Origin of the sequence: Dongia rigui (genome assembly GCF_034044635.1) — a bacterium.
Taxonomy (GTDB): domain Bacteria; phylum Pseudomonadota; class Alphaproteobacteria; order Dongiales; family Dongiaceae; genus Dongia; species Dongia rigui.
On the sequence record NZ_JAXCLX010000001.1, the window covers coordinates 1,023,948 to 1,045,966 of the forward strand.

Consider the following 22,019-nt stretch of genomic DNA (forward strand, 5'->3'; position numbering starts at 1 on the left):
CACGACGCTTTGGAGTGGTTTCCCTTGCCCAAGATCCGCCTGCTGCCGGCCGATGATGCGACCAATGGCTGGCTGACACACTTGGCCCCGCGCGTGCCGAGACCGGCCCTGCAGGGGAGCATCGCAGCGGATTGGCTGGTGATCGGCGCCGGCTTTGCGGGCCTGGCAGCGGCGCGTCGCCTGGCCGAGAACCGTCCCAACGACCGGATCTTGCTGCTCGATGCACGCGCCGTGGCCGATGGGCCGTCGGGACGTAATTCGGGCTTTGCCATCGACCTGCCGCATCATACCAGTGGCGATCTGCGCCATCTCGAGGGCGCCCGGCGCGCCTTGCGCCTCAACCAGCTTGCGATCGATTATCTCGAGGCCAGCGTGAAGGCGCATGACATTCCTTGCCAATGGAGCCGCCAAGGCCAGGTCATGGCGGCCAGTGCCGCACTTGGCGAGGAACAGCTGGCGCATTTTCGCACCATGCTGGAGGCACTTGGTGAACCTTATGAGAGGTTGGACCGGCCGGCATTGGCGGCCCTGCTCGGCACCAGCTTTTACACCGAGGCGGTGCGCACGCCGGGGACGGTCCTGATGCAGCCTGCGGCATTGGTGCGCGGCCTTGCCGACACGCTGCCGCCCAATGTGACGCTCTATGAGAACAGCGCGGTGCTGGCGATCGATTACGGTGTCACCGTCACCGCGACGACAGCGACCGGCGAGGTTCGCGCGGCCAAGGTGATTCTCTGCGTCGACGGTTTCGCGCCGCAGTTCGATATCTATCGCCAACGGCTGTTCGGCCTGCGCATCTTTGCCAGCATCACGCGGCCATTGAGTGCTGCCGAACGCGCCGAGCTGGGCGCGGCGCCCGAATGGGGCATCCTGCCGGCAGCCCGCTTCGGTGGCGGCACCTTGCGCTATACGCAGGATGGACGGCTGCTGATCCGCTCATCCTATGCCTACAAGCCGTCGATGCAGGCCGATGCGGCGACCAATGACCGGATCGCACAGATTCATCGCCGCAAGTTCGACGCACGTTTCCCGGCGTTGAAGCATGTGCCTTTCGAGGCGACGTGGTCGGGCTTCTTGTGTCTTTCGAAGAATCTGGCGCCGGGCTTTGGCCGCCATCAGGCGAATGTCTTCTCGGCGGTGTGCCAGAACGGTGTCGGCGTCACCAAGGGCACGCAATCCGGCATCCTCATCGCCGATCTCGCCTGCGGCATCGACAACCCGCTGATCGCCGACATCGAAGCCCTCGGCCAACCCAGCCGCGTGCCACCGGAGCCGTTCCTGGGTCTCGGCGTGCGCGCCAACATCGCCTGGCAGGGGTGGTTGGCACGGAGTGAAACATAGGCCTTTATTGTTTTCCCCTTTCCAGGCGCCGAAAGAACGCCCGCGAAGCATTTGGAAAACCAGACGCCGTCAGGAAAGTTAGATAGGGGTTGCCGCCGCCCAGATCGATTCATAGGCGGCGATTTTTAGTGTGCCAATGTCACCTACTTCGATGATCGACGCTGGTGAGCGTTCCGCCAAGTGATTGAATGACTGTGTGAGACTCCACGCCCGCTTCTGATCGACGAAAATAGCGCGGTCATGCAAAGTCCTCGGCGGCGATAACCGAGCTTCGACGGGGCGTTTGGCACCATACTGCTTCACCCACAATTCTACCGCAGGCTTAAACGTCGGCTTCACGTCACGGCTGTCAGCCATTAGCCGCATCCTGACTCCCTCCGGCGCCCCAACAGCAAATACCTCTAGTACTTTAGAATCGAGATACGGATCTACAATCAGTATTTCAAGCTTCGCCTCGGCGAAGACTTTCGACACTGCCGCAAAAGCATCAAAGGCGTTGCCGGCTGCGATAAATGCACCAGATTCCGAAGGAGCGATCTTCAATTCTAGGGCAGCCAAACGCCTCAGAAGCACCGACTGAACCGCCGAGATCGCTTGCTTCCTGATGAGAAAAGAAGCTCGATCATCCGCCTCGCGAATATGCGGTATTTGCGTAGTGAGTGTAGCGTGGTCGGCGGTATCCATCACGTTGCCTGGATCGACTGCTACCGCATGAGCCGCGGCAAGCCATTGAAAAGTTCTCATGTCCGGTTCGTTGTTCATCATATCTGGCATGTCAGCGATCAGCTGCTTCAGCCTTGAGTACCTCTCTCGATTGTCCATCGCCTCTCACTTCCACTCCTAGGTTGTGAGTAAGCTTGGCACACTTAGCAGGCTTGTGCCCAGTCGCGATTTTGCGAAGTGAGGAATCAAGTCGCCGCCAGTTCCGGCGCTTGTCCCTTGTCCTTCAACACGAACACCATGATTCCGGCGAGGATGGCGAGGCCGATGGCGCTGAGCCAGATCCAGTCGAAGACCTGGAAGCGGTCGAAGATGAAGCCGCCGAAATAGGCACCGAGGGCGCCGCCCAGCGAATGGCCGGCGGAGATGAGGCCCATCGCGAGGCCCATGACCCGCAGGCCCAGATGCGAGGCGACGAGGCTGGCGGTGGGCGGCACGGTGGCGTAATCGACGACACCAAAGAGGGCCGCAAACAGCAGCAGATTGCCAAGATCGCCGCCGATATTGAGCAGCAAAATGTACGTGAAGCCGCGCAGCACGTAGATGCTGCCCAGCAGTACCACGCGGTTGACACGGTCGGTGAGCCACCCCGCCCCGATCATGCCCGCCATGTTGACAGCCGAGAGCAGGCCGTAAGCGGCAGCACTCGGCACCGGCCCGAAACCGCAGAACTGCGCATAGGGCATGAAATGGGTTTCGATGATTCCGGTTGTGGTGAAGCCGCAGAGGAAGAAGCTCCAGAAGAGAATGTGGAACGCCGGCCGGCGGATGATGAAGCCGAGATCGGTGGCGAAACTCGCTGGCGTCGGACGGTCGGCCTTCGCCGCGATGCCTTGCGGCTTCAGCATGATCCAGAGCAAGGGTGCCAGCAGCAGCGAGAGCGCACCCAAGCCGATGAAGCTCCAGCGCCAGTTCATCGCGGCAAGGATGAAGGCCACCACCGGCATGATCAGGAATTGGCCGCCCGTCGAGCCGGAGGTGGCAATCCCCAGCGCCAGGCCGCGACGCTGCTCGAAGAGGCGCGCAATCGCCGTTGAGACCACATGGGTTGCCACCACGCTGAAGCCGGGGCCGCAGATCCCGATGAAGGCGATGGCGAAGAGAAAGCGGTTGTCGGTGAAGGCGATGACGAGGCTGCCGATGCCGCTCACGGCCAGACCGAAACTGAGCAGGGGCCGCACGCCATGTCGGTCGACCATGCGCCCGGCGATCGGCGCCAGGGCGGCCATGACGACGAGGGTGGCAGCGACGGTGCTGGAGACAAAGCCGCGCGACCAGCCGAGTTCCGCATCCCAGACCGGCATGACGAGGCCGATGCTGGCGCGGGCGGAAAAGGAGATGGCAAGCGCCAGGAAGGCGGCACCCACCACCAGCCAGGGCAGCAGGGATGTGCGTCGAGTGGCGATCATGGCGGGCCTGATTCTGCTGGCATTGCGATTGCCCCATATCGGCCCGGCCGGATCCTGGCGGCAAACCAGCAATATGGCGCGTGACTTTAGCTGTGCTAAAGTTGCTTCATGCAGATCAGGCTGGATTGGCTGGAAACCTTCGTCCTGGTGGCGCGCCTCAAAAGCATGAAGGGCGCCGCTGAAGCGCTGTCTTTGAGCGCCGGTGCGATCAGCCAGCGCGTGCGGGCCCTGGAGGAGCGTGCCGGCTATCGCCTGTTCCGGCGCCAAGCCGGCGGCGTCGCCCTCACCCTGGAGGCAGAGCGCCTCTTGGCCGAGATCGGCCCCGCCTTCGACGCACTGACCCATGCCTGGGCCGGGATCGACGGCACCGCGGCGACGGCGCGCCAGCGGGTCACGGTCAGCACCATGCCGAGCTTTGCCAATTTCGTGCTGGTGCCGCGCCTGGGGAGATTTGCCAAGCTGTTCCCGCAGGCCGAGGTGACCGTCGAAACCGATCTGCGCGTAGTCGATCTCCATACGGAGCCGGTCGATATCGCCATTCGCCACGGCCTTGGCGATTATCCCGGCCTGGTGGCGACACCGCTCCTTTCGCCGGCATTGATCGTGGTGGGCAGTCCGGCGCTGATCGAGAAGCATGGGCCCCTGAAGCGCGCCGGCGATTGCCTCGCTCTACCCCTGCTCCACGACCACACGCGCCAGGACTGGCGGCTGTGGTTCGAGGCCCATGGCGTGGCGACGCCCGAGCGCCTCAAAGGTCCGGCCTTTTCCGACGGCACGCTGATCGTGCGCGCGGCGGTGGCGGGGCAAGGACTGGGGCTGGTGCGGGAGTTTTACGCGGCGGAAGAATTGGCGGCTGGGCGCCTGGTCCGCGCCCTCGACGTCAGCTGGCCCAGTCGCTTCGGCTATTACCTGGTGGCAACGGCGGAGGCCCTAGAGCGCCCGGCCGTCCGCGCCTTCCGCAACTGGCTGGTCGAGGAAATGGCAGCCCTCGAGCGCGAAGCCGTGCGGGCGGCGTGAGGAAGTTGGGCGCGGGGCAAGTTTGACCTCCCCCTTGTCGGCGAGTGCCGACATGCGTCGGCGGGGAGGGAGAGGTCGCGCGGCACGCGCGGGCGGGGGGTGTGGATTGGCTGGGTTCACTTCCGTCACGTAGCGGAGAGGTACCCCCCTCCCCGACCCTCCCCCTCAAGGGGGGAGGGAGTGGCGCGTGTGCGCGCCATCATAGCGGGCGATGGCGGGACGCTCTAAGATCCGCAACATGAAGGCCGTCAGTTGGCCACAGACTGTCGCCCACGGGGAGTTCATCAGATGCGTTGCCTGCGTTTTCTCGCTCTCGCCGCTGCCTTAGGGCTTGCCGCCTGTTTCGTGCAGCATCCGCAATTGATCGGCGCCGCGGAAACGGTCGAGCCTGGTCAATGGAGCGGTGCCTGGGTCGCCGAGCCCAATCGCGATGGCGAGGAGCCCGGCTTCTTCCACGTGAACGATGTCGATCCGGCGCAGGGCATCTTCGCGGTCGAGGAGGCAGATGCGGACGGCAACGCGACGGGCGACAAGATGGAGATGCACTTGCGCCGTGTGGGCCAACAACTGTTCCTTGACGTGCGCGACAAGGCCGATGGGCCCTGGATGCTGTTCGTTGTCGAGGAAGCAACGCCCGACAAGATCGTGCTGGCCTGGAAGCCCGCCGCCGCCCCCTTCGAGGCCGCAATCGCCAAGGGCGATTTCAAGGCCAAGCTCTCAAAGAACGCGGATGGCGATGTTTCCGATATCGTCTTTGCGGCGTTGACGGAAAAGGAAGCGGAGACGCTGGCGAAGAACTGGCGCGACCTGTTCGTCGCCGAGCGTATTACCCTGAAGCGCTTCGTCGTCGCCGACTGAGTTCAGGCAGCGGCGTCGAAGCGGAAGCTTGAGGCGGTGATGGCGCCGAACACCGTGTTTTCGTGATAGACGCAGCTCGCCCGGTCGCCCTGGGCAGCACCGGCCGCCACCATCAGCGGCAACAGATGCTCCTCGCGCGGATGGGCGAGGCGCGCTGACGGCGCCTTCTCCCACGCGATCAATCCAGCCTCGCGCGCCGATGGCTTTGCAGCCACCACCGTTTCCTGCAGCCAGCCGTCGAAGGCCGCCGAGGGTGCCGCCCCTTGCGGTCCCATCAGGCGCAGATTGTGGAAGCTGAAGCCGCTGCCAACGATGAGGACGCCTTGATCGCGCAAGGGGGTGAGCGCGCGGCCCAGCGCCAGATGTTCGGCCGGATCGAGATTGCCCTTGAGGGCCACCTGGATCACCGGCATGTCGGCCTGCGGATACATGATGGCCAGCGGTGCAAACGTGCCGTGGTCGAAACCGCGGGTCGGATCGAGCCTGGTCGGCAGCCCGGCCGCCGCGATGAGGTCGGCAACTTCCCTGGCCAGCGCAGGATCGCCCGGTGCCGGATAGACGATGTCGTAGGTGTATTTCGGGAAGCCGTAATAGTCATAGACCATCGGTGGCTTGGGGCTGCTCATCACCGCGAATGAGTCTTCCTCCCAATGGCCAGAGATCATCAGCACGGCCTTCGGTTTGCTGCCGATCTGGCGCGGCATGTCGGCCAGGGAACGCTCCAGTCCCTGCAGCATCTGGCGCCAGTCGTCGAGCCAGGGCCAGGGACCGCCGCCATGGGAAATGAAATAGGTCGGGAGGCGCTGCGTCATGATCGGTCCATATCCTTCGCGCGAGGTGATTCCGGTGGAGAAGCTAAGCGGTTGCCGCGACAGAATCGAGTGGAGCCGGCGCAACAGACTATTTCCCGGAAGGAAACGGCGGGGCCGCCCGGGGGAAGACCGTTAGCCCATCCGGGATCGAGATAGCTACAACCAAAAATAGATAATCATTCCCATTGTTCGAAACGGATCGCCATTTTAGGCTGAATCTAGCCCGTCATTCCTATTTCACGGGACATTTTCCCGTTTCCTGTTAGGATTTGCTTTAATCTTATTCGTGTAAAATTTTATCAATATTCTTCCTAAGCTGTATGGATCGGTCGCCACGGGCGGCGTGTGGAGGTTCCATGGGGGTTATCGAAAGGCGCTCTCAGATCGACGTCTCTGTCATCAAGGACATGGGCGCGCTGATGCAAGCGATGGCCATCCGCTCGGCCGTCTTCATCGGCGAGTTCGGCTGCGGCCATGACGAAGAATTCGACGGCAATGATTTCAGCGCCACGCATATCATCGCCAAGGTGGGCGGCGAGCCCGCCGGTACGATGCGCCTGCGCTACTTCGCCGATTTCGTGATCCCCGAACGCCTCGCCGTGTTGCCGGCCTTCCGCAAGGGCCGCTATGGCGAGCGCGGCGTTGCCTATGCGCTGGCGACCTTCGGCTTCAAACTGGCGCGCATGAAGGGCTATCGCCGCTTCATCGGCTATTCCGTCCTGGGCCTTGAGCAGTTCTGGGACCGCGTCGCGGTGGCGAGCGGCGGCAAGGTCGATCGTTTCGGCGACCACCCGATCGAATGTTCAGGTTCCACCTGCGTCGGCGTCTTCGGCTCGCTGGAGCCGATGCCCGGCGCCATCCATCCGCGTGAGGACTACCACGTGCTGACCGCCTGCGAGGCAGAACTGCCGCAGCATGTCGGCGCCAAGGCCGAAATGCTGCATTCCCTGTCGGGCGAATCCCTGCTGGCGGCCCTCACCCATCCCGGCCGTCGGCATACAGATCACCGGGCGGACCCGCGCGTTGAGGCGCGCGTCGGCGACAGGCGGGCCAGCGATCGTCGTGATGCGGACCGTCGTGGCAACGATCGGCGTGCCGCCGACCGGCGCGGGAATGAGCAGCGCAGCAACGCCTTCGCGATGGCCGCCATGGGCCAGGATCAGCGCTTTGGCGAACGGCGCGCCTTTGATCGCCGTGCCGGCGACCGCCGCATGGCTGACCGCCGTGCCACAGGCACCGCTGCCGACCGCGCGCCTGCGCAGTCGGAGGTCCAGGCCGCCTGAACTGAACAAAGTCCCCTCACTCCGACCCTCTCCCCACTTCGGGGGGCGAGGGAGTTCCGAGCGAGCCTGTCCTTAAGCCCCTCGCCCCGCCCGTCGGCGAAGGCCGACATGCGTCGGCGGTGGGGAGAAGGGTTGGGGTGAAGGTTTTTTTTAGAAAAGCAAAACGGCCGCCCGAAAGGGCGGCCGTTTCGTTTGACTGGCACGAAGAAGAAGCGGAGCGCTTACTTCTTGAGGCCGATACCGGCGAACTTCTTGTTGAACTTCGCGAGCTGGCCGCCCGAATCCAGGAGGCGATGAACGCCGGTCCAGGCCGGGTGCGACTTGGGGTCGATGTCGAGGTTGAGCGTGTCGCCCTCTTTGCCCCAGGTGCTGCGGGTCTTGAACTTGGTGCCGTCGGTCATGACGACATTGATCTCGTGGTAGTCCGGATGACCAGTGGCCTTCATGGCAAAATCTCCTGCGCTAAAACCCATGGGTAAAGGACCCTTGGGTAGCGACCCACGGGCTTAAAGTTGGCCGGGTTATAGCCAAGCCCCTCTAATTGCGCAAGAACCGATATCAAACCCGCATGCTGGCGCCTAGATGCCTGGAAAACCGCGACAAAATGGTTAATCCGACACCCAGATTAGCCATTGCGGCCCCCCACCGGGCCGGTTATTCCAAGACCTTCAGCCCGGAAAGACGGGCGCCAGGACTCTTTTCCGGAAGATGCCGCTCATGGATGCCGCCGAATTCGACCGCCGCGCCAGCGAAACCCTGAAGCGCCTGATGATCGCCATCGAGGACGGGATGGGGGACAAGGTCGAGGATATCGACCTGCAGGGCTCGGTCCTCACCATCGAGCTGAGCGAGGGCGGTACCTATGTCATCAACAAGCACGCCGCCAACCAGGAGATCTGGCTCTCCAGCCCCAAGAGCGGCGCGGCGCATTTCAAGCCCGATGCCAGTGGGGCGTGGCTGCCGACGCGGGGCGGTGACAATCTGCATGCGCGCCTTGAGGCGGAGCTGAGCGCCGTGCTCGGTGCGCCCTTGGGCCTGGAGGCCTGACATCATGGCCCGTGGTGGCGCCAATCTGCCCGACCGGCCGACCTCGCGCGAGATCCGGCGCCTCAGCGATCTCCTACGCTTCGTCAGTCCCTATCGCTGGCGCGTCATCGGCGGGACGCTCGCCTTGCTGGTCACCGCCAGCACGGTCCTGGCACTGGGCAGCGGCATGCGCTACCTCGTCGATCGCGGCTTTGGCCTCGGCGATCCGCATATCCTCGACCAGACCGTCGCTGCCCTCTTCGCCGTTACCGTGGTGATGGCGGTTGCGACCTATGCCCGCTTCTATTTCGTGACCTGGGTCGGCGAGCGGGTGGTGGCCGATATCCGCAAGGCGGTCTTTGACCATATCGTCAGTCTGTCGCCGGGCTTCTTCGAGATCACCCGCACCGGCGAGGTTGTCTCGCGCCTCACCACCGACACCACCTTGCTGCAGACGGTGGTCGGCTCCTCCGCCTCGATCGCACTTCGGAACACCATCATGATGGTGGGGGCCACCGTGATGCTGTTCATCACCAGCCCCAAGCTCACCGGCCTCGTCTTCCTGGTGGTGCCCTTCGTGGTGGCGCCGATCATCATCTATGGCCGCAAGGTGCGGGTGCTGTCGCGCCTGTCGCAGGACAAGATCGCCGAAGTCTCGGCCGATGCCAATGAATCGCTCTATGGCATCCGCACGGTGCAGGCCTTTGCCCATGAGACTGAGGAACGGAAGCGCTTTGGCAGCCGGGTCGAGGAATCCTTCGATGCCGCCACCGACCGCATCCGCGCCCGGGCACTTCTGACCGCCCTCGTCATCCTGCTGGTCTTCGGCGCCATCTCGATCGTGTTGTGGATCGGCGGCGCCGATGTGCTGGCGGGCAGTATTTCGGCCGGCCAGCTCTCGGCCTTCGTCTTCTATGCCATCGTCGTCGCTGGGTCGCTCGGCGCCATCACCGAAGTCGTCGGCGACCTGCAGCGGGCGGCGGGTGCCATGGAGCGGATCATCGAGCTCCTCAACACCCAGCCGATCATCACCGCGCCGGCCTTGCCGAAATATCTCCCTAAGCCGCTCACCGGCCGCATCAAGTTCGAGGGCGTCTCGTTCCAATATCCCTCGCGCCCCGAGCAGACGGCGCTTGAGAATTTCACCCTGGAGATCCAGCCCGGCGAAACGGTCGCCATCGTCGGCCCGTCGGGTGCCGGCAAGACCACGGTGATGCAGCTCCTGATGCGCTTCTATGATCCGGATGCGGGGCGCATCACGCTCGACGGCATCGACATTCGCGACGTGGTGCCGCAAGACTTGCGCAGCGCCATGGGGCTGGTGCCGCAGGACCCGGTGATCTTCTCCTCGAGTGCAGCCGAGAACATTCTCTATGGTCGGCCGGATGCCGACAGGACGGCCATCCGCCAGGCAGCCGATGCGGCCCATGCCACCGAATTCCTCGACCGGTTGCCGCAGGGCTTCGACACGCATCTGGGCGAACGCGGGGTGCGCCTTTCCGGCGGCCAGCGCCAGCGCATCGCCATCGCCCGCGCCGTTCTGCGCAATCCAACGCTGCTGCTCCTTGATGAGGCCACCTCGGCCCTTGATGCCGAAAGCGAGCAGCTGGTGCAGGCAGCGCTCGACAAGCTGATGGTCGGGCGCACGACGCTGGTCATCGCCCACCGCCTGGCAACGGTCTTAAAGGCCAACCGCATCGTCGTCATCGACAAGGGCCGTATTGACGCCATCGGCACCCATGCCGAGCTCATCCGCCAGGGCGGCCTCTATGCGCGCCTGGCTGAACTGCAGTTCGATCAGCCCAAGAAATCGGAGCCGGAGGCGGCGGCGTGAGCAAGAAGAACCCCTCGATCATCGTCGCCGGCGGCGCCAATCTCGATATCAAGAGCCGGATCGCGGGGAAGACAATTCCCGGCACCTCCAACCCGGGCTGGACGGAAACAAGCCCTGGCGGCGTCGGGCGCAACATCGCCGAGAATCTCGCCCGGCTGGGCGCCAAGGTCGGATTGCTCACCTTGATCGGCGAGGATTCCACCGGCGATCGCTTACGCCGCAGTGCGCGGGCTGTCGGCATCGACACCTCGCTGATGATGCGGCGCAAGGGGTCGACCGGGACCTACAGCGCCACCCTCAATGCCGAGGGCGAGATGCTGATCGCGGTCAGCGATATGAGCCTCATCGATGGCATGAAGACCAGCGACATCACGCAGCATAAAGACGTGCTGGCGGTAGCAGATCTGCTGGTGGCGGACGGCAACCTGCCGCTGCCCTGCTTGAAGGCGCTGCTGCAGATCGCCAAGCGCGCGGAGATACCGCTGGTGCTGGAGCCGGTCTCGGTGCCCAAGGCCAAGCGGCTGAAGCCGCTGCTGCAGGAAGGCTTGCCGATTGCGGCGCTGACGCCCAACCGGGATGAACTGGCGGAACTGACCGGGTTGCCGGTGAAGAACGCGCGCGATCTGACAAAGGCGGCGCAACGCCTGCATGAGCGCGGTGTCACCCATGTTCTGGTGGGTCTCGGTGCCGAGGGCTGCTTCCTCTCCACCGCCGATGAAGGGCAGCATCTGATCCCGGTGCGCAAGAAAAGCATTATCAAGGACGTGACCGGCGGCGGCGATGCGATGGTGGCGAGCCTGGCCTTTGGCCTTGCCAAGGACATTACGGCGCTGCAGGCGGCGCGTGCGGGCCAGGAACTGGCAGCGCGGGTCGTGCGTTCCATGGAGAGTGGTGCGGGTCAAAAAAGGGGACGCGGATGAACCAGTATCTCGACATCGCGCCGGAAGTTGCGGCCGCGCTGCAAGCGCGCCAGCCGGTGGTGGCCCTGGAATCCACCATCGTCGCCCATGGCATGCCGTATCCGCAGAATTTGGAGACGGCGCAGATCGTCGAGAGCATCATCCGCGAGGGTGGCGCAGTGCCGGCGACCATCGCCATCCTGGACGGCCGGTTGAAGGTCGGCCTGTCGCCTGATGAGTTGCAGCGTGTCGCGCAGTCGCCGGACATGGTGAAGGCCAGCATCCGTGATTTGGCCGTCCTGGTGGCGTCGGGCGGCAACGGCGCCACGACGGTCGCCAGCACCATGCGCATCGCCGCCATGGCGGGTATCCATGTGTTTGTCACCGGCGGCATCGGTGGCGTGCACCGGGGCGCTGCCAAGAGCTTCGACATTTCGGCCGACCTTGAAGAAATGGCCGAGAGCAATGTCGCGGTGGTTTGCGCGGGTGCCAAATCGATCCTCGATATCGGCCTGACGCTCGAGTACCTCGAAACCGCCGGCGTCCCCGTGATCACGGTGGGATCGGAGACCTTCCCCGCCTTCTATTCGCGCGAGAGCGGGCACAAGTCTCCGTTCACGGTGGCCAATGCCGCGGAGGTCGCTGCCATCGCCCGGGCGAAATGGGAGATGGGTCTTAAAGGCGGCATGGTGATCGCCAACCCGATCGCGGTCGAAGACGAAATCCCGGCGGAAGAGATCGACCGCCAGATCCAGGGTGCGTTGATCGAGGCCGACACGCTGGGCTATCGCGGCAAGACCGTGACGCCCTTTCTGCTGAAGCATGTGGCGACCCTGACCGAGGGGCGCTCGCTCACCGCCAACATCGCTTTGGTGCGCAACAATGCGCGCCTAGGGGCGGCCATTGCCGTGGCGCTGGCGGGCTAGACCTGCTTCTCCGTTTCGGGGCGCGACGTCAGCCAGGTCAGCATTGAATCGAGAGCTGGGCACAGAGCCTGACCCCATTCGGTAAGGGCGTATTCGACCTTGGGTGGCACCTGCTGATGGACCGTGCGGTGCACCAGGCCGTCGCTTTGCAACTGCCGCAATTGCTGCGCCAGCATCTTCTGTGAAATAGCCGGAATGGCGCGCTCGAGATCCGAAAAGCGCAACACGCGCCCACCGAAGAGGTGAAAGAGGATGACGAGCTTCCAGCGTCCCTCGAACAGCTTTTTGGCCTGCTCGACACCATCGGCCGCCGTCTCGCGCGTATAGCCGCTGCTGGATGCGCCCTCCAGCTTACCTGCGGGTAAGGGACTTACTTTCTCGTGCGTTCTTGTCATGTGCGGATGATAGCCACCATCTTGCGCAGCAGACAAGGCGGGCCATTCCGGCCCGTGCCAGCCAAAAATATCCGCATGGAGATAGAGCAATGACCTTCCCGCTGGAACTCGCCGGCCGTCGCGCCATCGTCAGCGGCGGCACCAAGGGCCTCGGTGCCGCCGTGGTCGATATCCTGCACCGGAACGGCATGCGCGTCATTGCGACGGCGCGTTCGGTGCCGGTCGAAGGTGCCGCAGATCTTCACTATGTCGCCGCCGACCTCACGACCGCCGAGGGCTGCGCCACGGCCGTGCAGGCAGCGCAATCTCTGCTGGGAGGGGTCGATGCCATCGTCAATGTTCTGGGCGGCTCCAAGGCACCGGCCGGGGGCTTCGCGGTGCTCGACGACGACGTCTGGGCGCGGGAACTGGCGCTCAACCTGATGCCGGCGGTGCGCCTCGACCGTGCGCTGCTGCCCGGCATGATCGCGCAAGGCGGCGGCGTCATCGTGCATGTCAGCTCGATCCAGCGGCGCCTGCCGCTCCCGGAGGCCACCACGGCCTATGCCGCCGCCAAGGCGGCGCTCTCGACCTACAGCAAGAGCCTCTCGAAGGAGGTCTCGCCCAAAGGGGTCCGCGTCGTCAGTGTCGCACCCGGATGGATCGAGACCGAGGCGGCCGTGGCGCTGGCCGAGCGTCTCGCCACGGAAACCGGCACCGATTACGCCGGCGGCAAGGAAATCATCATGCGCAGCCTGGGTGGTATCCCGCTCGGCCGGCCGGCCAAGCCGGCGGAAGTGGCCGATCTCATCGCCTTCCTCATTTCCCCGCGCGCGGCCGCCATCACCGGGACCGAATATGTGATCGATGGCGGGACAATCCCGACTGCCTGACCAGCCTCCAGACTCCTCTTAGGACCGGCCGCGCAACCCCTTGATTCAGCGGAGTTTTGATTGAACCATCATTCAGTATATGAACCTTATTGATATGAAAACATTGACTTTATTGATTTAGTGATGTAGAAATCATCTCATATAAACGCCAATGACAAATCGGAGTGGGATGATGTCGATGATGACGGAAATCAAATCGGGGACCCCGATCGCCAAGCAGAGCCAGCGCCATGGCGGCCTGCCGGTCAGCCTGCCGGCCTGGGCCTATACCAGCGACGAGCTGGCCGATCTCGAATACGAGCATGTCATCCTCCCTTCCTGGCAGTTCGTCTGCCACGTGTCGCAGGTGAAGAATCCCGGCGACTACATGACCCTCGACATGAAGAAGGATTCGGTCCTGGTCATGCGCGGCAAGGACGATGTCTTGCGCGCCTTCATGAATGTCTGCCGCCATCGGGCCGCAAAGCTGTTGACCGGCGCCGGCAATTGCCGCGCCCGGATCACCTGCCCCTATCACGGCTGGAGCTATGACCTCTCGGGCGAGCTTAAGGGCCTGCCTGCCGAAAAGACCTTCCCCGGCGTCGAGAAGGACAAGCTGGGCCTCAAAGAGATCGAGATCGAGATCCTTGCCGGCATGGTCTTCGCCCGGGTCGTTCCCGGGGGACCTACCTTGCGCGAAAGCTTCGGCGCCATGGCCGATGTGATCGCCGAATACCGGCTGGAGGAAATGGTGCCGGGCGGCGAGCCCTGGATCGACACCTGGGACTGCAATTGGAAGATCGCGGTCGACAACAACCTTGAGAATTATCACATCACGGTCGGCCATCCGGGCCTCAACCGCATGTTCGACAGCGATCTGACCGGCGTCCTCAACGAGCATGGCGTCGCCTATAGCAAGAGCGTGCTGAAGGGCATCCCGTCGCCCAACCGGGCCGAGCGGATGTACCAGCACCTCGCCAAGAATGCCTTCACCCAGCTGCCGGAAGCGGCGCGCCGCACCTGGACCTTCTTCTCGCTGGTCCCCAATATCGGCCTCGATATCTATCCGGACAGCTTCGACATCTTCCAGATCCTGCCCCAGAGCGGCACGACCTGCGTCATGCGCTATCCCATCTTTGTCCGCCCGGACGCCAACCGGGAGGAAAAGGCGATGCAGTATTTGAACGCCCGCATCAATCGCCAGGTGGGGCTTGAGGATCGCGAACTGTGCGAGCGGGTCCAGGCGGGCATGGGGTCACACGGCTACGAGCCAGGCCCGCTTTCCAATTACGAGCATGCGGTGGTAGATTTCCACAATCGGATTCGCGCCGCCTGCCCCGTCGTCAACGATGCCAAGGCGCCGGTCTCCGGCACGATGCGGCAGCGGAACGACGCTCTGCGCGGCGACGCCCGGTCGGCAGCCTGACCCAACGGTCCGGCCTGGCATGGATGTCAACGCCTGGAGGGTTCTGCCGCCCTTGAGAGGGAGTGGGACCGGCATGAGCCGCGAATTGGCCAAAGAGGCCCGGCGCAGGCAGCTCATCGAAGCCACCATTGACGGCATCGCCCGCAAGGGCTTCGCCGAGTTGAAGATTGCCGACGTGGCGGCCGAGGCGGGCCTCTCCGTCGGCATCGTCAATTTCTATTTCAAGAGCAAGGACGCGCTCCTCATCGCGACCCTCAAGCATCTCATTGAGGATTACGAGCAGCACATGCAGGTCATCCTCAGCAAGGCCGGCAAGACGGCGGCCGAGCAGATCGATGCCATGATCGACGCCGATTTCGCCCGCACCCATGCCAATCGCAAGCATGTGACGGTCTGGTACGCGTTCTGGGGCGAGACGCGCTGGCGCCCCGAATTCCTCAAATTGTGCGCCGATCTGTCGACCACCTTCCATAAATCGACGACCACGAGCTTCCAGGCGCTGATCGACGAGGGCGGCTATCAGGGCCTCGATGCGGGGCTGATCGCCCGCGGCTTCAACGCCATGATCGACGGGCTGTGGCTCGACATGCTCTTGAACCCGAAGCAGACCGACCGCGATGCCGCCAAGGCCAGCGTCCGCGTGTTCCTCTCTGGCCTGTTCCCACGCGAATTCGGCGGCAAGGTCGCCGCCAACGGCAACGCCGCCGCCTGACCCCTTATCGCCGGAGCTTCTGATGTCCCTGCCCTTGCCGCCCCGTGCCCGCGAGATTCAGGCGCGCGTCCGCGCCTTCGTCGATGCCGAGCTCATTCCCTGGGAGGTCCATGCCGAGATGCATGAGGGGCTGGTGCCGGACGATGTATGGGCGCGAATGAAGACGAAGGCGCGCGAGGCCGGGCTCGACAACATGGACATGCCGGTCGAGATGGGCGGGCGCGGCTATTCGACGCTCGAACAGGTGGTGGCGCAGGAACAGACCGGGCGCGTCACCAATGCGCTGGGCTGGTGCGCCAACAACCCGCAGAAATGGATGCTGGAAGCCTGCTCGCCGGCGCAAGTAGAGCGCTGGATCAAGCCGCTGATGAGCGATGCGCGCCATGAATGCTATGCCATCACCGAGGCCGAAGCGGGCTCCGATGTCGATGCTATCAAGTCAACCGCGCGCCGCGACGGCGAGCATTACATCCTCAATGGCGAGAAGTGGCATGTGACCAGCGCCAACCTCGCCGATTACATGTTCTTCCAGGCCAAGATCGACGGCGGTCCCAATGCCGGCACCCATGCGCTGTTCTTCGTCGACAATGACACGCCGGGTGTCGAGATCGTGCGCACGCCGGCCTATACCCATAACTACCGGGCGCATCACCCGATTTATCGCTTCACCGATGTGCGCGTGCCGGCGGATCACCTGATCGGCAAAGAAGGCGACGGCATGGGCTTCACCTATGCCTGGTTCCGCCACGAACGCCTGATGATCGCCGCACGCTGCTGCGGTGCCGCCGAGCGGCTGATCGATGAAGCCACAACCTTTGCCAAGCAGCGCATCGTCTTTGGCGCCCCTTTGGCCGACACCCAGGCGGTGCAGTTCATGCTGGCGGACAGTGTCACGGAGTTGTTCGCCGCTCGCCTCATGACCTATGAGACGGCGCGGGCCATCGATACGGGCGCGGATGTGAAGACGGCGCATGCCCAATGCGGCATGGCCAAGCTCTATGCCAGCGAGATGGCCGGCCGCGTCGCCGACCGTGCCGTGCAGATCTTCGGCGGCCGCGGCTATATGCGCGAAAACGTCGCCGAGCGCTTCTTCCGCGAACTCCGCGTCGACCGCATCTGGGAAGGTGCCAGCGAAATCCAGCGCATCATCATTGCCAACGGCCTGCTGAAGCGCGGAACGCAGAGTTTGGTGGGTTAAGTAGTTCACTAATTGTCATCCCCCGCGCAGGCGGGGGATCCACGAGTTTCTTTCTTCGGTTGCCGGCAAACTCGTGGATGGTCCGCCTTCGCGGACCATGACGAAGGAGGGGTGGTGCCCCCTGCCCTAGCCAAACCCCCATGCCCCCAGCTACAGTCCGCGCCGGGGACGGGCGGATTTCAGGGGTAATTACCATGCTTCAGGGCGTATGGCGGGCGATGCAGCCGGTTCTGCCGGTTCTCATCGGCATCACGCTGATCGAGACGGCGCTGGGTGTGCTGATGCCGCTCATCGGCATCCAGCTCTCCCGCTGGGGCGTCTCGTCGATCGTCGTCGGCATCGCCGCCTCGGCTTATTTCGTCGGCTTCCTGGCCGGCACCCTCTTCTGCCAGCGAATCATCAAGCGCGTCGGGCATATCCGTGCCTTCGGCGTCTTCGTCGTGCTGGCGGCGGATGCCACCGTGCTGCACCTCGTCATCCAGGACGCCTATTTCTGGATCGCCTTCCGCGCCATTGCCGGCTTTGCACTCGCCGGCGGCTTCGTCGTCATCGAATCCTGGCTCAACGACAAGTCCAGCGACGATACCCGCAGCAAGATCTTCGCCATCTATACCGTGGTGAGCTGGGGCGCTTCCGGCATCTCGCCCTTGCTGCTCAACATCGACGATCCGACCGGCGTGCTGCTCTTTGCGCTCTGCACGGTCTGCATGGCAAGTGCCATGATCCCCCTCGGCCTCACCAAGATCGGCAATCCGGTGATCGCCGAGCACGTTCACCTCTCCATCCCGCGCCTCTTCAAGGCGTCACCCCTGGGCGTCGTGTGCTGCTTCGGAGCAGGTTTCTTGAACGGCGCCCTTTACGGATTGCTGCCCAACTATATCGACGGGCTCGCGATGGGTGAGAAGGAGCTTTCCTTCCTCATTCTCATTGGCACCATCGCCGTGCTGCTGTCGCAATTCCCGATCGGCCATGCCGCCGACGTCTATGGCCGCCGCCCGATCATCATCGGGACGGTCGCCGCCTCGTGTCTCCTCTGCTTCATCATCTTCGCAACACCTGAGCTGCCCTATATTTTCCTGCTCTGCCTCTTCTTCCTGCTCTCCGCCTTCCAATCGCCGCTCTATGCGCTGGGCATCGGCCAGACCAGCGATTACGTGGCGAAGAAGGAATTCGTCGCGGCGTCATCGGGATTGCTTTTCGCCTGGGGGCTCGGCGCCTCAATCGGGCCGTCGCTGGCCGGCGTCACCATGAACGAGCTGGGGCCGCGCGGGCTCTTCCTGTTCGTCGGCTGCGGCTATGGCCTCATTGCTGCCTTCGCGCTTTATCGTGTGCTGCGGCGCAAGGCGAAGACGCCGGAAGAGCAGAGCAATTTCGTCGCCGTTCCCGCCGTGCAAGGCGCTTACGGCGCTCCGGAACTCGACCCCCGCGGCGAACACATGCCGCATGTGGGGGCGAAGCCTATGCCGGATTGAAACACCCCTCACCCCGGCCCTCTCCCCACTTCGTGGGGCGAGGGAGTTTTTAAGCGAGCCTTGCCTATAAGCCCCTCGCCCCTCTGGGGAGAGGGGTTGGGGTGAGGGGGCTTACGACGTCGCCATCAACGGCAAAGGCCGCCGGAACTTCACTTCGCCCATATCATTAGCATCGAGTTCGCGGGCGTAACGGTGGCCGCTGTAGACGGCGTAGGCGATGAGGCCGGGGGCGAGGCAGTCACCGATGCGGGTCACGGATTTGATGCCGGCGTCCTTGAGGGCATCCGGGTTGGCGATCAGTGATTGATAGAGTGCTTCTTCCGGCAGGCGCGCGGTGACCGGCACGATTGCGTCGACGGGGATGAATTCGGGTTCCTCGCCGTATGAATGCTCCAACTGCGCGACACCGTCCTTGACGCCAACCAGATCGCGGGACGGGATGACGCGGATGCCGAGCTTGCGCAAATGCTTGTTGATGACCAGCAGTTCCAGCGTGTTGGTGGTCCAGCTGGAAGCCGTGTCACCGGTCGTCACATAGATGACCTTGAGGCCCGCCTTGGCGAGGCGCTCGGCCAGGACACCGGCGAGGTAGAAAAGATCATCGTCATAGACCAAGACCGTGCCGGAGCCCGGCAGGCGACCCGCCATGATGCCGTCGGGCGAGAAGACGTTGGCTTTGTCGAGGCCGGGGATTGGGTAGGCATGCGAGCGCCCCACGCCATCTTTCCGCCAATGACAGCCAGTCGCCAGCACCACGCGCTCGAAACCGTATTCGAGGATGTTGGCAGCATTGAGACGGCTGTCGAGATAGGTTTCGACATTGGTCATCTTGCCGATCTGGCCCAAGCGGTAATCGCGGACACGGCCCCAGGCGGAAAGACCGGGCAGACGCGATTCCTTGTTCACGCGGCCGCCAAGCTCGGTCGAACTTTCGGCCAAAGCCACGTCGTAACCGCGCAGGCCCAGCGCACGCGCGGCTTCCAGCCCGGCCGGGCCGCCGCCGACGATAAGGACGCGGTCGTTCGAGGCTTTCGGCGAAATCAGTTCCGGGTGCCAGCCCTTGCGCCATTCCTCGCCCATGGTCGGGTTCTGGGTGCAGCGGATCGGCGTGATGGTGTAGTCGCCGGAGACGCAGATGTTGCAGCCGATGCATTCGCGGATGTCTTCGAGACGGCCTTCCTCGATCTTCTTCGGCAGATAGGGATCGGCGATGGAGGGCCGCGCCGCCCCGATCATGTCGAGGACGCCCTTCTTGATCAGCGAGACCATGCGGTCAGGCGACGTGTAGCGGCCGACACCGACGACCGGCTTGGTGGTCAGCGTCTTCACAAACGCCGTGAAGGGCTCCTGGAAGCCTTCCTCCGAGAAGCGCGAGGTCTGGCTGTCATGTTTCCAGGTCGAGAGGTTGACGTCCCAGAGGTCGGGGAGTTCCGCCAGCATGGCGACGATGTCCTTGGCCTCGCCATCGGCGGCGATGCCATCCTTCCCCATCATTTCATCGACGGCAAAGCGCACGGCGATGCCGCAGGTGTCGCCGACGGCGGATTTCGCGTCCTCGATCACCTCACGGAACAGGCGGATGCGGTTTTCGAGGCTGCCGCCATATTCGTCGATGCGCTGGTTGCGGCGCTTTTGCAGGAAGTGCATCGGCATGGAAAGGTCGTGGCCGGCATAGACGTAGACGATGTCGAAGCCCGCCTTCTTCGCCCGGATCGCGGCATCGCGATGCCAGCGGCGATAGTCGCGGATGTCCTGCCGGTCCATGGCGCGGGCCTGGAAGGGGTAGTAGCTGGTCGGCTGATGCACCGGGCCGATCGGCACTTCGCGGCTGTAGAGGTTGGAGGAGGACGGGCCGTTATGGACCAATTCCACCGCCGCCAGCGAGCCGTGGCGGTGCACGGCTTCCGTCATCATGGAAAGATAGGGGATGTCGTGGTCGTCCCAGATGCGCGCCTCGACATAGGGTGTGACGTCGCCGCTGGGATGGATTTCGCATTCCTCGGTCGAGACCACGGCCCAGCCGCCCTCGGCCTTCATGCCGCGCATGGCGGCGTGGCCATGGGGATGCTGATGACCCATGCCGTTGCAATGCGGCACCTGGAAGAAGCGGTTCCTGGCCGTGACCGGGCCGATCTTCACCGGCTCGAACAGGATATCGTAACGCGGGTCGCGGGCCATGGTCTTCCCCTTGCCTTAAGATATGGGTATGCGGGTTTTGGGCGGACTGTAGACGTGCGGGCGAGATAGACGCAAGCCGTGCTTTGCGGCTATTTTCAGCGCTTCGTGAGCCACAAATGTCAGATGAAATGAAGAAGAGACTGGCGGTTGCGCGGCTGTGGTATGAGGGCAATTCCTTTTCGCCCCTCACCACCGGGCTTGAGATCTTCGAGGCGCGCGAATGGGTCGAGGGCGAGGCGGCCTTGCCGCTCTACCGCGACACGGCGACGGAAATGGGCGCCGTCATCGCCTTTGCCGATGCGCATGAGGAATGGGAGGTGACGTTCCTGCGCTGTGCCGCCGCCCCACCGGGCGGGCCGGTCACGGACGATGCCTTTGCTGTCATTCGCGGCGATATCCTCGATGGGCTGCAGCGGCAGAAATGGGACGCGGTCTATCTGTCGCTCCACGGCGCCATGATCACCTGCGGCAACCCGACGCCGGAACTCGATCTGCTGACGGATGTGCGCAGCGTGATCGGCAGGACGCCGCTCGCCGTCACCTTCGACCTCCACGCCAATCTCGGCCAGCCGATGATCGATCTGGTCGACATCGCCATCGGCTACAAGACCTATCCGCATGTCGACATGGATCAGGTGGCAGCGCGCGCCGTGACACTCGTCACCGACATGGCCCAGGGCAAGGTCAAGCCGGTCGGCGCCATCGCCAAGGTGCCGGCGATCTTTACCAGCTTCAACATGCGCACGACCGACGGGCCGATGGCGGAAGTGGCATCAGCCGCCGCCAAATGGCGCGGTGAAGACGGCGTCCTGGAAGCCACCGTCTTTGGCGGTTTCGCCTATGGCGATTCACCCTTTGCCGGCCCCACGGCCATGGTCTTTGCCGATGGCGACCGCATGCTGGCTCAGCGTGCGGCGAAGGCCCTCGCCCATGACATGGCGAGCCGGCGCGAGCGTTTTCAGTTGAAATTGCCGAGCCCGGCTGAGGCGATCGCCGAGGCCCTGCGCACGCCCGGCAACAAACCGGCGGCGATCACGGACCCCGCCGACAATCCGCTTTCCGGCGGCATCGGTGATACGCCGACCCTGTTCCGCGCCCTGCTCGACGCCAGGCCGGATGTGCCTTGCGTCTTCGCCTTCTTCTGGGATCCCGATCTGGTGACGGAAGCGCGCCGTGCCGGCATCGGCGCCAAGCTCGACGTCGCCTTCGGCGGGCGTGTCAGCCCGGCCTTCGGCAAGCCGGCGCGCATCAGCGCCACGGTGCTGGCCTTGACCGAGGGCAAATTCCGCAATGTCGGGCCGTTTGAGAACAATCTTGCGATCGATGTCGGCCAGACGGCGCTGTTCGATGTCGAGGGCATCAAGGTGATCGTGACCTCCAGCTGCCAGACACCCAATGACCCCGCCTATTTCACGCTGCACGGCATCGATCTGGCGCAAGTGGGCCTACTCTGCGTCAAAGCCAAGAACCATTTCCGCGCCGGCTTCACGCCACTCACGCGCACCATCATCGAATGCGATGCGCCGGGGCCGGCCGCCGCCTCGCTGCAGCACTACAAGTTCCGCTACGCGCCGGATAGTTTGGCGCGGTGATCCCTCTCAATTGCGCAACATCAAATTGGTCATCCCCGGGCTTGACCCGGGGATCCACTGCTTGCCGGAG

General features: G+C 63.9%; 20 protein-coding genes. 14 read left to right on the forward strand and 6 right to left on the reverse strand.

All coding sequences use genetic code 11. The annotated features are described in order from the left end of the window. Nucleotides 1-24: 24 nt before the first annotated feature. Nucleotides 25-1,341, forward strand: a complete 1,317-nt coding sequence (locus SMD31_RS04615; RefSeq protein WP_320499552.1) for an NAD(P)/FAD-dependent oxidoreductase — start codon at nucleotides 25-27, stop codon at nucleotides 1,339-1,341. 78 nt (nucleotides 1,342-1,419) lie between these two features. Here the strand turns inward: SMD31_RS04615 and SMD31_RS04620 are convergent, their stop codons facing one another. After that, complete coding sequence (locus tag SMD31_RS04620) at nucleotides 1,420-2,163, reverse strand: hypothetical protein (RefSeq protein ID WP_320499553.1); 744 nt, start codon at nucleotides 2,161-2,163, stop codon at nucleotides 1,420-1,422. A gap of 86 nt (nucleotides 2,164-2,249) precedes the next feature. After that, on the reverse strand, nucleotides 2,250-3,470 hold the full coding sequence (locus tag SMD31_RS04625; RefSeq protein ID WP_320499554.1) for an MFS transporter: 1,221 nt from the start codon (nucleotides 3,468-3,470) through the stop codon (nucleotides 2,250-2,252). A gap of 108 nt (nucleotides 3,471-3,578) precedes the next feature. Between SMD31_RS04625 and SMD31_RS04630 the strand changes: the two genes are divergently transcribed. Both SMD31_RS04630 and SMD31_RS04635 read left to right on the forward strand, forming a co-directional pair. After that, on the forward strand, nucleotides 3,579-4,487 hold the full coding sequence (locus tag SMD31_RS04630) for a LysR substrate-binding domain-containing protein (RefSeq protein WP_320499555.1): 909 nt from the start codon (nucleotides 3,579-3,581) through the stop codon (nucleotides 4,485-4,487). A gap of 288 nt (nucleotides 4,488-4,775) precedes the next feature. After that, nucleotides 4,776-5,345, forward strand: coding sequence for a hypothetical protein (locus SMD31_RS04635; protein ID WP_320499556.1), 570 nt, complete (start codon nucleotides 4,776-4,778; stop codon nucleotides 5,343-5,345). Nucleotides 5,346-5,347: 2 nt separating this feature from the next. Here the strand turns inward: SMD31_RS04635 and SMD31_RS04640 are convergent, their stop codons facing one another. Next, nucleotides 5,348-6,157: a DODA-type extradiol aromatic ring-opening family dioxygenase gene (locus tag SMD31_RS04640; RefSeq protein WP_320499557.1), complete on the reverse strand. Its 810-nt coding sequence runs from the start codon at nucleotides 6,155-6,157 to the stop codon at nucleotides 5,348-5,350. Between the two features lie 356 nt (nucleotides 6,158-6,513). Between SMD31_RS04640 and SMD31_RS04645 the strand changes: the two genes are divergently transcribed. After that, a complete protein-coding gene (locus SMD31_RS04645) occupies nucleotides 6,514-7,440 on the forward strand; it encodes a GNAT family N-acetyltransferase (RefSeq protein ID WP_320499558.1) in 927 nt (308 codons plus the stop codon). Nucleotides 7,441-7,661: 221 nt separating this feature from the next. Here the strand turns inward: SMD31_RS04645 and rpmE are convergent, their stop codons facing one another. Further along, nucleotides 7,662-7,886 (reverse strand): 50S ribosomal protein L31, encoded by a 225-nt coding sequence (gene rpmE, locus SMD31_RS04650; RefSeq protein WP_320499559.1) that lies wholly within the window; start codon nucleotides 7,884-7,886, stop codon nucleotides 7,662-7,664. A 271-nt stretch (nucleotides 7,887-8,157) separates the two neighbouring features. Between rpmE and cyaY the strand changes: the two genes are divergently transcribed. Genes cyaY through SMD31_RS04670 form a run of 4 tightly spaced genes read left to right on the forward strand, consistent with a single transcriptional unit; the run spans nucleotide 8,158 to nucleotide 12,125 of the window. After that, entirely contained in the window at nucleotides 8,158-8,487 is a 330-nt protein-coding gene (gene cyaY / locus SMD31_RS04655; protein ID WP_320499560.1) for an iron donor protein CyaY, read from the forward strand. A 4-nt stretch (nucleotides 8,488-8,491) separates the two neighbouring features. Further along, nucleotides 8,492-10,300, forward strand: a complete 1,809-nt coding sequence (locus SMD31_RS04660) for an ABC transporter transmembrane domain-containing protein (RefSeq protein ID WP_320499561.1) — start codon at nucleotides 8,492-8,494, stop codon at nucleotides 10,298-10,300. Next, nucleotides 10,297-11,220 (forward strand): carbohydrate kinase family protein, encoded by a 924-nt coding sequence (locus SMD31_RS04665; RefSeq protein WP_320499562.1) that lies wholly within the window; start codon nucleotides 10,297-10,299, stop codon nucleotides 11,218-11,220. The genes SMD31_RS04660 and SMD31_RS04665 overlap by 4 nt, the downstream gene beginning before the upstream one ends. Then, nucleotides 11,217-12,125, forward strand: a complete 909-nt coding sequence (locus SMD31_RS04670) for a pseudouridine-5'-phosphate glycosidase (protein WP_320499563.1) — start codon at nucleotides 11,217-11,219, stop codon at nucleotides 12,123-12,125. The genes SMD31_RS04665 and SMD31_RS04670 overlap by 4 nt, the downstream gene beginning before the upstream one ends. On the opposite strand, the gene SMD31_RS04675 is transcribed toward SMD31_RS04670, so the two are convergent. Next, a complete protein-coding gene (locus tag SMD31_RS04675) occupies nucleotides 12,122-12,520 on the reverse strand; it encodes a winged helix-turn-helix transcriptional regulator (RefSeq protein WP_320499564.1) in 399 nt (132 codons plus the stop codon). The two genes, SMD31_RS04670 and SMD31_RS04675, sit on opposite strands and share 4 nt — an antisense overlap. Nucleotides 12,521-12,609: 89 nt before the next feature. Between SMD31_RS04675 and SMD31_RS04680 the strand changes: the two genes are divergently transcribed. The 5 genes from SMD31_RS04680 (at nucleotide 12,610) to SMD31_RS04700 (ending at nucleotide 18,179) form a co-directional block, all read left to right on the forward strand. After that, nucleotides 12,610-13,392: an SDR family oxidoreductase gene (locus SMD31_RS04680; RefSeq protein ID WP_320499565.1), complete on the forward strand. Its 783-nt coding sequence runs from the start codon at nucleotides 12,610-12,612 to the stop codon at nucleotides 13,390-13,392. A 178-nt stretch (nucleotides 13,393-13,570) separates the two neighbouring features. After that, a complete protein-coding gene (locus tag SMD31_RS04685; RefSeq protein ID WP_320499566.1) occupies nucleotides 13,571-14,797 on the forward strand; it encodes an aromatic ring-hydroxylating oxygenase subunit alpha in 1,227 nt (408 codons plus the stop codon). 73 nt (nucleotides 14,798-14,870) lie between these two features. After that, the gene (gene betI, locus SMD31_RS04690; protein ID WP_320499567.1) at nucleotides 14,871-15,509 is read left to right on the forward strand and encodes a transcriptional regulator BetI; all 639 of its coding nucleotides are present in this window, start codon (nucleotides 14,871-14,873) and stop codon (nucleotides 15,507-15,509) included. A 22-nt stretch (nucleotides 15,510-15,531) separates the two neighbouring features. After that, entirely contained in the window at nucleotides 15,532-16,707 is a 1,176-nt protein-coding gene (locus tag SMD31_RS04695) for an acyl-CoA dehydrogenase family protein (protein ID WP_320499568.1), read from the forward strand. A 194-nt stretch (nucleotides 16,708-16,901) separates the two neighbouring features. Further along, complete coding sequence (locus SMD31_RS04700; protein WP_320499569.1) at nucleotides 16,902-18,179, forward strand: MFS transporter; 1,278 nt, start codon at nucleotides 16,902-16,904, stop codon at nucleotides 18,177-18,179. A 111-nt stretch (nucleotides 18,180-18,290) separates the two neighbouring features. Here the strand turns inward: SMD31_RS04700 and SMD31_RS04705 are convergent, their stop codons facing one another. Beyond that, nucleotides 18,291-20,357, reverse strand: coding sequence for an oxidoreductase (locus tag SMD31_RS04705; RefSeq protein WP_320499570.1), 2,067 nt, complete (start codon nucleotides 20,355-20,357; stop codon nucleotides 18,291-18,293). Between the two features lie 116 nt (nucleotides 20,358-20,473). On the opposite strand from SMD31_RS04705, the gene SMD31_RS04710 reads away from it, so the two are divergent. Beyond that, on the forward strand, nucleotides 20,474-21,949 hold the full coding sequence (locus SMD31_RS04710; protein WP_320499571.1) for a M81 family metallopeptidase: 1,476 nt from the start codon (nucleotides 20,474-20,476) through the stop codon (nucleotides 21,947-21,949). Nucleotides 21,950-22,019: the final 70 nt, after the last annotated feature.

What these genes read in the sequence shown, in the direction of transcription:
- SMD31_RS04620 (WP_320499553.1), bottom strand. Translation starts at nt 2,163, where the DNA reads ATGGACAATCGAGAGAGGTACTCAAGGCTGAAGCAGCTGATCGCTGAC.
- SMD31_RS04625 (WP_320499554.1), bottom strand. Translation starts at nt 3,470, where the DNA reads ATGATCGCCACTCGACGCACATCCCTGCTGCCCTGGCTGGTGGTGGGT.
- SMD31_RS04630 (WP_320499555.1), top strand. Translation starts at nt 3,579, where the DNA reads ATGCAGATCAGGCTGGATTGGCTGGAAACCTTCGTCCTGGTGGCGCGC.
- SMD31_RS04635 (WP_320499556.1), top strand. Translation starts at nt 4,776, where the DNA reads ATGCGTTGCCTGCGTTTTCTCGCTCTCGCCGCTGCCTTAGGGCTTGCC.
- SMD31_RS04640 (WP_320499557.1), bottom strand. Translation starts at nt 6,157, where the DNA reads ATGACGCAGCGCCTCCCGACCTATTTCATTTCCCATGGCGGCGGTCCC.
- SMD31_RS04645 (WP_320499558.1), top strand. Translation starts at nt 6,514, where the DNA reads ATGGGGGTTATCGAAAGGCGCTCTCAGATCGACGTCTCTGTCATCAAG.
- rpmE (WP_320499559.1), bottom strand. Translation starts at nt 7,886, where the DNA reads ATGAAGGCCACTGGTCATCCGGACTACCACGAGATCAATGTCGTCATG.
- cyaY (WP_320499560.1), top strand. Translation starts at nt 8,158, where the DNA reads ATGGATGCCGCCGAATTCGACCGCCGCGCCAGCGAAACCCTGAAGCGC.
- SMD31_RS04660 (WP_320499561.1), top strand. Translation starts at nt 8,492, where the DNA reads ATGGCCCGTGGTGGCGCCAATCTGCCCGACCGGCCGACCTCGCGCGAG.
- SMD31_RS04670 (WP_320499563.1), top strand. Translation starts at nt 11,217, where the DNA reads ATGAACCAGTATCTCGACATCGCGCCGGAAGTTGCGGCCGCGCTGCAA.
- SMD31_RS04675 (WP_320499564.1), bottom strand. Translation starts at nt 12,520, where the DNA reads ATGACAAGAACGCACGAGAAAGTAAGTCCCTTACCCGCAGGTAAGCTG.
- SMD31_RS04680 (WP_320499565.1), top strand. Translation starts at nt 12,610, where the DNA reads ATGACCTTCCCGCTGGAACTCGCCGGCCGTCGCGCCATCGTCAGCGGC.
- SMD31_RS04685 (WP_320499566.1), top strand. Translation starts at nt 13,571, where the DNA reads ATGATGACGGAAATCAAATCGGGGACCCCGATCGCCAAGCAGAGCCAG.
- betI (WP_320499567.1), top strand. Translation starts at nt 14,871, where the DNA reads ATGAGCCGCGAATTGGCCAAAGAGGCCCGGCGCAGGCAGCTCATCGAA.
- SMD31_RS04695 (WP_320499568.1), top strand. Translation starts at nt 15,532, where the DNA reads ATGTCCCTGCCCTTGCCGCCCCGTGCCCGCGAGATTCAGGCGCGCGTC.
- SMD31_RS04700 (WP_320499569.1), top strand. Translation starts at nt 16,902, where the DNA reads ATGCTTCAGGGCGTATGGCGGGCGATGCAGCCGGTTCTGCCGGTTCTC.
- SMD31_RS04705 (WP_320499570.1), bottom strand. Translation starts at nt 20,357, where the DNA reads ATGGCCCGCGACCCGCGTTACGATATCCTGTTCGAGCCGGTGAAGATC.
- SMD31_RS04710 (WP_320499571.1), top strand. Translation starts at nt 20,474, where the DNA reads ATGTCAGATGAAATGAAGAAGAGACTGGCGGTTGCGCGGCTGTGGTAT.